Here is an 11,248-nt window from a genome sequence, read left to right as displayed (position 1 = left end):
CCGATTCCCGCGCCCCGAACCAAACTCAATGCAAGAGGACTGCGGAGCCTAAGGAGTAGCGCAGCTATCTGAAAGTTTCTTTGGTTCTTTCTTTGAAAAGAAAGAACGGTTCCAGGCGGCACAGTGCGAAATAAAAAATCGGTTGATTTGTATGCTCGTTCATCGGGTCGGGGGGGATTGTTTTCTTTAGCTGCGCTATGTTTCAGGCTCCGTAGTCCTTTGGCATTGAAACCTGTATTCTGCGGGCCGAAGCCGGCGGGGCCGTTTAAGGAGTTCCAGTCCTACTCCAGCCGTCGCGCGCGGGACAAGTACAGTTTCGGGTCGCAGCCTGTGGAGGATATTTCGGGTAGTTACAGCTCGGCACTCGAACCGCAGCCGTTGGCTGTTTTATTGGCCGCCTCTACCCCAAAGCCCCGCTGGCGCCGGCCAAGAGGTAGTTACAGCCTGGTAAGAATGCCGGCGTCTGATCGTTTTGCGTGCCGCAAGGCACTGTGGGCCGCAGCCCGCGGAGGGGGCGATTGAGCGAAGCGATATTTCGGCCCTCCGCATGCCCGGAGCTGCGGGCCGACCGCCTCTCCGAGGCGGAGCAGCCTGTGAAACCCGGAGCGCAGAATAAAGCAAAGTTTTCTTATAGAGAATAATAGCCGGAGCCAGCGGAGAGGCAAACGAGCTTAGCGAGTTGCGCCCCTTCGCCCGGGGTGGCTCCGGGGCGGCACCGGGAGATCACGGCCGAAAGACCCTCTTGGATGCCATTAGATACAACGGCCCGCCCCCCGCGGAGGGTGCCGCTCGACACCCGAACCGGGCCGCCTCTACCCCTGAATCAGGTGAGCGGCAAAGAAGGAAACGCCCCCCAAGCGGCAGTTCTCTCCAACCCAAAAGCGACCCTGCTCTCCAACCCGAAGAACAAGCATAAATAACCGACCCATTAAAAAAGAGAAGATATATGAGTACCCAAAAAGAAACGGCCCCGGAATGGGCAACACTGTCCACCCAACACGGCACCTACCAGACTACGCTGAGCGTCAAATACAGGAACCGCAAACCGTGGCAGGCCAAAGACCCGCGTCAGGTCTTCTCATTCATCCCCGGCACGATTACATCCGTTGATGTGAAAGAAGGCGACACGGTCGAAAAAGGAGACGTGCTGCTGACCTTCAAAGCGATGAAGATGCACAACACCTACCGGTCGCCCGTCGGGGGAAAAGTAGCGAAAATCCATGTCACAGAAGGCGACGTGGTGCACAAAGGCATACTGTTGCTCGAATTCGAGTGATCCCGGATTCGAGCCGGCGTCTATACGCGGGGCAACCTGAAAAAAGTCCCGCATATATTATGCTCTCAGATAGGCGATGAACTCCGGGAAAGCCCTCCATAAAGATTCCGTCCGCAGCCATAGCCGCCGCGCCTCGGCAGCCGCGCTGGGCCGGCGCGACTCGATGTCAGCCAGATACTCCTGCGTGATTTCGTGCTCCGCGGCCGTCCACTCCTTATACAAGGCGGGATCATCTTTGCGCATGGTCTCCCGCACCCGCAACAGCTCCGACTGCGGAGCCGCACGCCGGAAAGCCGCCCAGTAGCCCGCCAATTTTGCGGAGAGCATCCCTTCCGGCAGCATAGCCTCCGTTTCGTCGAACAGCTCCCACTCCTCCAGCGCCGCATAACAGAACAAAAGCAATTCCGCAGCGTTCAGATGATCTTCCGGGTCGCGGTCGGCGAGCAGTTCGAGCATGGCTGTCGCCATCTCGAAATCGCCGATCACGAAATGATCTTCGGCAGAGCCGTAAACCATGCCGAGGGCCTGCGCCGTGTAAGGGTCTTCCCAGTCCAGCATCAGATCCTCGTCCGCCCCGTCCAGCAGGTCGCAGACCAACATACACCCGTCCAACCGGAGCTGGCACGCCTCGGCGACCTTCCCCTCAGCCGTCAGCCGGTCGGCCAGCGCCTCGCGAGCCTCGAAATGCGCCGGATTGGACGCGATGATTTCCCGCCACGTCTCCTCGCCGCTGTTTTCGGGCACCCGTCGTGCCGCACGGGCCGGGACGAGTTTGTAAAAAGTGCCGATCACAGGCTCGAGACGAAGCGGATTTTTCCTGGTTTCCATAAGTCGGGTTTTTACGCAGGCAAAGATACTGACGATTTGGAAACCAGCGTCCGAAATGTTACTTTTGCATCCGGTCGGGTCCCGTAGCTCAGTTGGATAGAGCAACAGATTTCTAATCTGTCGGTCACAGGTTCGAGCCCTGTCGGGATCACACGAAATAAATCCTTTATATGCTGTGGGTTGCAGCGTTATAGGATTCCGAATAAAAAGGAGATTGCTCGCGCGATCTCCTTTTTTCATGTCCATTCCGCAGCTCCTGGCAGGCCGGCATCGGCTTGTCCGGCCTTGTTCGCCGTCGCAGGAATCCTTCGGATGCAGGAAGCTGCGACGCTTTTGGTCGAAAATTTGCAGGCAAGCAAGAGGGGGGCGGAAGGCCGTATCTATATATTATATGTGTCGGAAATTCATTATTTACAAATCGAAAAAGAGAGCCGTGATCATTACCGCGTTCAGCATCGCGTTGGCCCCGGCCGGCTTTCTGATCCTGCAGTACGGCGGCGACGAGGTGATGGGACGGGGTTTTATCATTCTGTCGATGCTGTGTCTGTTGTTCGGGGTGGGGTCGCTCTACGACCGCAAGCCCTGCATCGTGCTGACGGAGCGGGGCATCACGGAAAAGACGACCCTCCGCGAGGAGATCGAGTGGGATGCGATCCTTTGCGTCGACGATCTTTTCTTCCGGGGCCGGAATTTTGTCCGGCTCCTTACCGCTGTGGATTACAAACCGGAACTGCTGCGTCCCGGATGGTTCGATCGTTTCGACAGGATGTACGGGAAGAACGGTCTGAAAGCCGTGTATATCTCGACATCTTACATAGAAGTCGACTCCTTTCGGCTGGCCCGGTTTATCGGCCGGATGAGGGCTGCGAACTCCGATGAAAGGAAAAAGCTGCTGACCGTGCCGTCCCGGGAGTGGTAGCATTCGGGGCCGTCGGACGGGATTCCGCCCGCACCGCATCCGGCGGGTGCGGCAAAGGTGTCTTCTTTCGGACGTTCCGGACGGGTTGCGGAGAGGATATGAAAAATTCCAGGATATGTTCGGGAGGGCGATAGAAGTTCACGGATCGCGTTATATACTTTATCGTACCAGCTGTCCCTTTTCGGCTCTGCGCCGGGGGCCGCTTCTCGCGGCCGGGGGGGCGGCGCGAGCCGAACTCGAAAAGAGGAGAAAAGTACATTAAAGTATATGATCGCGTTTATAAAACATTTTGCACAGTGAATAAGAAAAAATAATCCCCCCCGGGGTGTTTTATAGGCGGGTTTGGATAGGGCTCTCTGCGGAATCTGTCGAAAATATAAAGGAGGAACAGCCGGAGCGGCTGTTCCTTTCGTTAGTGCGACCCGGCACGGCAAAGAAAAAAGAGGGGGTCAGCCCATCGTGTTGAACCGGATGGAGGCCTTGACCATGGCCAGCGCACGAATCGACGAGACGGGTATCTCTTTCGGCGCATGATGCGGGTTGTGGCTCACCAGCAGCACGTAGTCCGGCTTGTCTTCGACTTTCTTGATGAATTTCACGGTGATGTATTCTTCGCCTTCGTAGTTGAACGAGATCAGGTACATTTCCCCCCAGATGATGTTGTAGTAGTCCTGTATCTGCTTGTACATCACGATGTCGCCCGATTTGAGCAGGGGGTACATAGAGTCGCCCCGGACGTAGACCGCTCCGTCGCAGCGCGGCAGGTCCGGGATGGAGATGTAGTCGATCGGGGTGTTCTGGTTCGTGAAGATCGGGACCAGTCCCGCCACCGCCTCGAAGTCGTACAGCGGCACCTGTTGCCGCTGTACACGGCTCTCTCCGGCGTGTTCCGGCAGCGGGTTGAATACTGCTATCGGCCGGTGTCCGGTGCGGAACATGCTGCCTTCACCCGTCAGCAGCCATCCTTTGTCGATTTCCGGGAATGCCATCACGATGCGATCGGCCAACTTGTCCGAAATGCCGTTCCGGCCCCGCCGGATGTGGTAGATCGAGTCGGGATGGTTCAGTCCGATGCGCAGGGCGAAATTCCGGCCGTTCAATTTGGTGTATTCGAGCAGGGCTTGGATGCGTAGAGCGTCGGTCATAGTTGCGGTGTTGAGGTATGCCGTAGAACAATACAGCATGTATTAATCAGGTATTATCATTACAAAGGTAGGAGAAAATGTGAAAAATCAAATCGCAAAACCGGGACTGTTTTTCCGCCCTGTGTTTTTTCAGTCTGTCCGGGGTGTTTTCGGAGGCAGGAAGCATCTGTTTCGGGGGGAGGCGCCTTTACGCTGTGTCTGATGTATTATGCCCCGAGAGGGTTATCGTGGAAACGAGGGGGGAGATCATGCTGTTTTTCAGCACGGTTCAGGAAAACCGGAAAAGTTTTATGCAAAATTAGGGGGGCGGGGTTGTGCGTTTTGATTTTTTATCTACCTTTGCACTCGGTAAACCGTTGCGGTGGTTTGCGGGAGTTTTGCTGTTGTAGCTCAGTGGTAGAGCACTTCCTTGGTAAGGAAGAGGTCACGAGTTCAATCCTCGTCAACAGCTCATTTGTGGGGGGGCTTTATGGGGTTGGCGTATTGTACATACATTTACTGCGGGATAGCCTTGGGTTGGGAGGTGGCGCACACAACTTTTGCCCGAAACGATGGGATCATCGTTTCCGAGAAACGCTTCCAACCTTGGCAAGGTTACCGCAAACGCACATTACATATATTGTGAGAAGCCATAGGTTGGTATTGTACACACACTTACTGCGGAAATAGCTCAGTTGGTAGAGCACAACCTTTGCCCGAAACGATGGGATCATCGTTTCCGAGAAACGCTGCCAACCTTGGCAAGGTTACCGTAAGACATACACGACTGTACACACACTTACTGCGGAAATAGCTCAGTTGGTAGAGCACAACTTTTGCCCGAAACGATGGGATCATCGTTTCCGAGAAACGCTTCCAACCTTGGCAAGTTTACCGCGAGACATATATAGTACACACACACTTACTGCGGGATAGCCTTGGGTTGGGAGGTAGAGCACAACCTTCGCCCGAAACGATGGGATCATCGTTTCCGAAGAATGCTTCCAACCTTGGCAAGTTTACCGCGAGACATATAGTACACACACTTACTGCGGAAATAGCTCAGTTGGTAGAGCACAACCTTGCCAAGGTTGGGGTCGCGAGTTCGAGTCTCGTTTTCCGCTCACAAAAGCCGGAATGAAAGACACGGCATCCGGGTAAAAACAACGAAGCCCTTTTGAAAGACGTTTCAAAAGGGCTTTTTCATGCCCGCCACTCCCAAAAACATCGCAGGACACCCCAAAACCGCTTCCGGACATTGGGAAAATCCCACAACCACTTCTCCTTATCGCCCCCGTTTGTACCCTGTCCGATTGTCACCCCCCGTAGAAATACGGACTTTTTCCACCGAATATGCAGCTTCGGCAGTAACAAACTGAATGTGTATCCGGCAAATTGAATTGAAGAGAGGGGTAAGCGAACATTTTGCCGCGTCATGTTCCATCCGCGGATAGAGGCGCGGCCCATTGCGGATTGTGCCGGAACTTCCGACGGAGGTTCAGAGGCGGGCACCCGTAGAAACGGGAAATTGCGGAATTCTGTAAAAAAGTGTACATTCGCAACACATAACCTTACAACCGAGATTGCCTATGATTGAATGACAACATACTGACTGAATCCGCACCGATGCCGGGAGACGGCCGGTGCGTCATACATAAAAAGCGTTAGCTTTGCATCTTTGCATATCGAAATCTGGAAAATTTCAAATTGTGGCAAAAGAAGTGAAGTTGATGCTCACGTTTCCAACGTGGGCTTCACTTTTGATTATTGCCACAGGGTATTCCAGAACCTCGATATGCGATAATTGCGAGTTATGTCCCACGTTTTTTATGTCTTTGCGCAAACCTTTTTAATCCGCCGTGGGACCGGCGACAACTCGACAAGAAATGAAAAAAATCTGTTTCGTTCTGTTGTTGTCTTCCTTAATCGGTTGGCATCCTGAGACTGCACACGCAAAAAAAACGTATTCGGTTCCGACCACAGTGGAATCCTCTCCAACCGGAGCCAAAGTCTATTTCAAAGGACAACTGGTCTGTGGGACCACACCGGGATCCATCACCTTGAAACTCACGAAAGAAGAGATGAAACGGGGGATAGACTTGATTTTCCGTAAAGACGGCTATCCGGACGGAACTGTGCATGCGACACCCACACAGACAAAGATCGGGTTCTTTAAAGTAACGGATGCCATGAGCGTAGCTTATGAATTTCCGCAAAGTTCAACCTATGCCAAAGACCCGACCATTCCAGCGGGAGAAGCCACCAATCGTGTCAGCCGCGACCGGGCCGGACAGACAGCCCTCGAACGCACGATTATCCGCTGGTTTTTCGACTCCGATCCGCAGGGAGCGCGCATTTTCTGGCGCGTAGTTTCGAGCATCCCCGCCGAAGTGAAAAACACCAATGAGACCTACCTGATGACCACTCCGTTCGAGGAGACACGATCGTTCAACATTCTGGGTCTGACCTATGAAAATTCGCGCGACGTGCAGATCGAAATCAAAGTCATGAAAAGCGGTTACGCCCCGCAGGTGAAACGGTTCAATGTCCGCCAGGCCATCGACCAGCAGGAAATCAGCAGTTTCTTCATGTTAGTGAAAGAGGAGGATTAATTCCGAAGACAGCAAAGGGGGTGAATCTACCCCCTTTGCAAAATCTGCCTTCCCTTTTCTACCCCGAAGGCAGGGCGGTCGATGCAGGTAATCTTTTAACAACCCATCGCATACCTGTTTATGGACGACACCAGTTAAATGCTTCAATAGTGCACCAGAAATACAATTTACGATTCTCCGCCTGATGTCCGAAAGTTTTCCGTTCTGGACACCCCCATCGCTATCCGCCATATCGGGCAGTTTCTGCCGGACGTTCGATGCGGCGTGAAAAGGATGCCGAAGTCAGCGGCCTGTACGGAGGCCTGCGCAGCAGCCTGTCCCGCAGCAGTCCCCACACGAAACCCGCATGCGCCCGCAACGTCCGGGCCAGCCCGTAATGCCGCACCATAATATCCCACCGCTCCCACCAGCTCGCCCGGCGGCGGCGCGTCGAGACCCCTCCCGTAGCGAAACAGCTTAGGATCGATCCCGTATCCCTGACCGTCGAAGCCCGCTTCAGGCACTCGATCACCCAATCGATGTCCGCCGCCAAAGCATACCGCTGCGTATCATACAGCGGCGCGATCTCCCGGCGCACGATGAACGACTGGTGGCACACCACCATTCCCCGTTCCAGCGAGCGCCACGTCAATCCCCCCCTCGGCAGCCGCTTCCGGCGCAGACCCAATGCCACCCCCTCCGGCGAAACGATCAGCGCCTCCCCGTAATACACATCCGCCCGCGGCTCCCCCGCCCCGAATAGCTTCGTCAGTACATCCGTTCCGTACACCGTGTCCCCCGCATTCACGAACCACAGGTAATCCCCCGTCGCCGCCCGGATTCCCTTGTTCATCGCATCGTACAATCCCCCGTCCGGCTCGCTCACCCCATACGAAATCAGCTCCCGATACCGTTTCATGACCTCGGGCGTGCCGTCCGTCGAAGCCCCGTCGATCACCACGACCTCCAGCTCCGCCGCCGAACGGTCCAGCGCCGAAAGATTCGCGAGCGTCCGCTCCAGCTCCGCCGCCGCATTCCATACCACTGTAATGACCGAAACCTTGACCATAGCCGCAAAAGAGAAGAATTCCCTGCAAAATTACTATATTTGGCACGATTTTACACCCCCGCCGTGCGGTCGTGCCTCGGATGCGGCCGCTATTCCTCGCGGGCCCAGGCCGAGGCGTTCCCATGTAAAAAACGACATCCATGAGCGATTATAAAACGACCATCCGTCTCTCCCTGACCGTCGTCACGGCCCTTTTAGTCGGCGCCGGACTCGGCATCATGCTCGAACGCGCGGCTTTGCGCGACGCTTACACTGTCGCCCGGCAGGGCGATAAGCTCACCTGGGCTTTGAGCGAGATCGAAGAACGCTATGTCGACTCCGTTACGCGCGACTCGCTGGCCGAACTGGCCCTGCCCGCACTGCTGCAGGAACTCGATCCGCATTCGGTGTATATCCCCGCCAGCGAGTTCGCCGCCACCAACGAACCGCTGACCGGCACGTTCGACGGTATCGGCGTGATGTTCAACATGCTGACCGACACCGTGCAGATCACCAACGTCATCTCCGGAGGGCCGAGCGCCGCAGCGGGCATCGTGGCCGGCGACCGCATCATTACCGTGAACGACAGCCTGATCGCCGGGGTGAAAATGGATCAGGACAAAGTGGTGGGGATGCTGCGAGGCAAGCGCGGCTCCACTGTGAAGTTAGGAATACTGCGGGCGCCGGCCGAAGATTTGCTGCCCGTCACCGTCACCCGCGGGGCGATACCGGTCAAGAGCCTCGAAGCGTCGTTTATCGTACCCGGCAGCCCGGAGACCGGATACATCAAATTCAGCCGCTTCGCGGCCACCACCTACAATGAAGTGCTCGCCGCCCTCGTGCAGCTGCGCGAGCAGGGTGCCCGAAAAGTGATCCTCGACCTGCGCGGCAACGGCGGCGGATACCTCGACCAGGCTATCTACATCGCCAACGAATTTCTGGCCGCAGGACGCAAAATCGTCTACACCGAGGGGCGCGCCTCGCCCCGTGCCGATCAGAATGCCGACGGCCTGGGCCAGTTCCAGGACGTGGAGCTGGCGGTGGTGATCGACGAGAACTCCGCCTCGGCTTCCGAGATCGTCGCCGGGGCCATACAGGACAACGACCGCGGGGTGATCGTCGGCCGCCGCTCGTTCGGCAAGGGGCTGGTGCAGGAGCAGATCCCTTATCCGGGGCAGGACGGGTCGGCCATGCGGCTGACCGTCGCGCGCTATTACACCCCGGTGGGGCGTTCGATTCAGAAACCGTATACGCCGGGCGACGAAGAGGACTACAATGACGAGCTGATGCGCCGCTACGAACACAGCGAGATGCTCAGCGCCGACAGCATCCACCTGGCCGACTCGCTGAAATACATCACCCCGGGCGGCAAGGTCGTCTACGGCGGGGGCGGGATCATGCCGGACATTTTCGTGCCCATGGATACCACGGGGCTGACGCCGTATTTCTCGAAACTGTTTCAGAAAAACCTGATTTTCCGGTACGCGCAGCAGGCTTCCGACCGCTACCGCAAACAGATCAATGCCATCGGGAGCCTCGAAGAGCTCGACCGCTTTTTCGCCGACAAGAATCTTTTCTACGACTTCGTGGCCTATGCCGACCGGGAGGGGGTGCATCCGACGGAGACGGAGATGACCCTGTCGAGACCGATCATCACGGCCCAGATCAAAGGATATATCGGGCGGAATACGCCGCTCGACGAAACGGCGTTCTATTACTATATCTTTCCGCAGGACAGCACCTTGGTGCGGGCTGCGCGGGCTTTGCAGCGGTGAGACGCTGTGTCTTTTCAGCACTTCTTTTCCGCGCGGCGCGAGCTGCTCTTGCACGGCACAATCACAAGACAAGGCCGGAGCGAAAAAAAACGCTCCGGCCTTGTTGTCGTTTTGTCGAAAAATCTCTGCCTCCCAAAGCACGACAGCCTCGAATCCTCTGGCAAGATTCACCCCCGGATCAGCCCAATCTTGCTCAGAAAGATAATGGCTACGGCCACCGGCGACACATACCGCACGACGAACCGAAACACGGGAAAGATCCGGTTGTTGTACGCCCCGTTCGTCGTGAAGACTTTCCGGAGCCGCTTCTCGGAGATATGCCAGCCGGTGAAAATCACGATCAGCAGCCCGCTGATCGTCATCAGATAGTTCGACGAAAGCATGTCTAAGAAGTCGAAGACGTTGTATTTGCCGATCATCAGGCGCGACCCTTCGACCTGCGACTGGGCGCAAAGGGCCGACACGAGGGTCAGTGTCCCGAAGAGCCACCACACTGCCCGGTGCCGTTTCATCTTCAGCTCTTCCATCAGGTAGTTGGTCATCATCTCGAAAATCGAGACCATCGAGGTCAGCGCGGCGATGGTGATGAGCGAGAAGAACAGAATGCCGGCATATTGTCCGCCCGGCATCTGTCCGAAGATGTTCGGCAGGGTGAGGAAAATCAGGTCCGGCCCCTGGGTCGGACTGATCCCGAAGGTGAAAACGGCGGGGAAAATGGCAATGCCGGCCAGGATCGCTATCGTCGTGTCGATCAGCGTGACGATCCCTTTGGAGCGGAGCATATTCTCCGGTTTCACCACATAGGAGCTGTAGGTTATCATCACGCCCATGCCGAGGCTCAGGGTGAAAAATACCTGCCCCAGCGCATCCAGCACGGTATTGGCGGTGATTTTTGAGAAGTCGGGCTTGAACAGGAAGCTCATCCCCTCCCGAAATCCGCTGAGGGTGAATGAGTTGACGCAGAGCACCAAAAGAATTCCGACCAGCAGCGGCATCAGTATTTTGTTCCACCGTTCCACGCCTTTTTCGACGCCTTTGAAGACGACGAATGCGGTGAGGCCCAGAAAGCCGGCGGAGAGCAGGATCGGCTGCCATCCGGTGTTTTTGAAGGCGTTGAATCCGGCGGCGATTTCGTCGTAACTTTGTCCGGCGTTGGCATTGATGATCGAGTCGTAGAGAAAACGGACGCTCCATCCGGAGATGACGCTGTAAAATCCGAGGATGCAGAATCCGGCCACAACGCCCATGTAACCGACCAAATACCATTTGCTTCGCGGGGCGAGTTGTTTGAAGGAGCCGACGGCGCCGCGGTGGGTGGCTCTCCCGATAATAAATTCGGACAGGATCAGCGGAAGCCCCACGGCCAGGATCAAAAACAGGTAGAGGAGCAAAAAGGCAGCGCCGCCGTTGGCACCGGCCAGATAGGGGAATCGCCAGATGTTGCCCAGCCCTACGGCGGAGCCTACTACGGCCATCATGGTTCCGAATGAGCTGGTGAATGCTCCTCTTTGTTCTTTCATGTGTTTTAAACCGTATTTCAAGTGTCTGATCCTTACAGCATTACTGGCTCTCACGAAACTGTTTGTAAAACCGTAGGGTTTATTGTACACATCCTGTTTGAGGGAACTGTTCTCTTTGTGAACAAAGAGAACCAGAAAAACTTTTTGAGATGCTAACGCATCTCTTG

8 protein-coding genes and 3 tRNA genes are annotated in these 11,248 nt (G+C 55.9%); 7 read left to right on the top strand and 4 right to left on the bottom strand.

The genetic code is table 11. From position 1 onward, the window contains the following. Positions 1-946 precede the first annotated feature (946 nt). Positions 947-1,276, top strand: coding sequence for an acetyl-CoA carboxylase biotin carboxyl carrier protein subunit (locus tag Q0Z93_RS07695; protein ID WP_298064337.1), 330 nt, complete (start codon positions 947-949; stop codon positions 1,274-1,276). A 57-nt stretch (positions 1,277-1,333) separates the two neighbouring features. Here Q0Z93_RS07695 and Q0Z93_RS07690 read toward each other — a convergent pair whose 3' ends face one another. Beyond that, the gene (locus Q0Z93_RS07690; protein WP_298064335.1) at positions 1,334-2,104 is read right to left on the bottom strand and encodes a hypothetical protein; all 771 of its coding nucleotides are present in this window, start codon (positions 2,102-2,104) and stop codon (positions 1,334-1,336) included. Positions 2,105-2,181: 77 nt separating this feature from the next. On the opposite strand from Q0Z93_RS07690, the gene Q0Z93_RS07685 reads away from it, so the two are divergent. Both Q0Z93_RS07685 and Q0Z93_RS07680 read left to right on the top strand, forming a co-directional pair. Next, positions 2,182-2,255, top strand: a tRNA-Arg gene (locus tag Q0Z93_RS07685). A gap of 240 nt (positions 2,256-2,495) precedes the next feature. Continuing rightward, complete coding sequence (locus Q0Z93_RS07680; protein WP_298064333.1) at positions 2,496-3,023, top strand: STM3941 family protein; 528 nt, start codon at positions 2,496-2,498, stop codon at positions 3,021-3,023. 449 nt (positions 3,024-3,472) lie between these two features. Here the strand turns inward: Q0Z93_RS07680 and Q0Z93_RS07675 are convergent, their stop codons facing one another. After that, positions 3,473-4,168 (bottom strand): S24 family peptidase, encoded by a 696-nt coding sequence (locus Q0Z93_RS07675; RefSeq protein WP_298064332.1) that lies wholly within the window; start codon positions 4,166-4,168, stop codon positions 3,473-3,475. 379 nt (positions 4,169-4,547) lie between these two features. Between Q0Z93_RS07675 and Q0Z93_RS07670 the strand changes: the two genes are divergently transcribed. The 3 genes from Q0Z93_RS07670 (at position 4,548) to Q0Z93_RS07660 (ending at position 6,759) form a co-directional block, all read left to right on the top strand. After that, positions 4,548-4,619: transfer RNA gene (locus tag Q0Z93_RS07670), tRNA-Thr, on the top strand. Positions 4,620-5,198: 579 nt separating this feature from the next. Further along, positions 5,199-5,271 (top strand) — tRNA-Gly (locus tag Q0Z93_RS07665). 858 nt (positions 5,272-6,129) lie between these two features. Beyond that, entirely contained in the window at positions 6,130-6,759 is a 630-nt protein-coding gene (locus Q0Z93_RS07660) for a hypothetical protein (RefSeq protein ID WP_298064331.1), read from the top strand. A gap of 220 nt (positions 6,760-6,979) precedes the next feature. Here Q0Z93_RS07660 and Q0Z93_RS07655 read toward each other — a convergent pair whose 3' ends face one another. Next, positions 6,980-7,807: a glycosyltransferase family 2 protein gene (locus tag Q0Z93_RS07655; protein WP_298064330.1), complete on the bottom strand. Its 828-nt coding sequence runs from the start codon at positions 7,805-7,807 to the stop codon at positions 6,980-6,982. Positions 7,808-7,947: 140 nt separating this feature from the next. On the opposite strand from Q0Z93_RS07655, the gene Q0Z93_RS07650 reads away from it, so the two are divergent. Beyond that, complete coding sequence (locus Q0Z93_RS07650; RefSeq protein WP_298064329.1) at positions 7,948-9,561, top strand: S41 family peptidase; 1,614 nt, start codon at positions 7,948-7,950, stop codon at positions 9,559-9,561. 167 nt (positions 9,562-9,728) lie between these two features. Here the strand turns inward: Q0Z93_RS07650 and Q0Z93_RS07645 are convergent, their stop codons facing one another. After that, complete coding sequence (locus tag Q0Z93_RS07645) at positions 9,729-11,081, bottom strand: sodium-dependent transporter (protein ID WP_298064328.1); 1,353 nt, start codon at positions 11,079-11,081, stop codon at positions 9,729-9,731. Positions 11,082-11,248 lie beyond the last annotated feature (167 nt).

The sequence above is a fragment of the uncultured Rikenella sp. genome (assembly GCF_947628055.1).
In the GTDB taxonomy this organism is placed as follows: domain Bacteria; phylum Bacteroidota; class Bacteroidia; order Bacteroidales; family Rikenellaceae; genus Rikenella.
The sequence above is the reverse complement of the archived record's forward strand: the minus strand, read 5'-3'. Positions and strand labels throughout refer to the sequence as shown.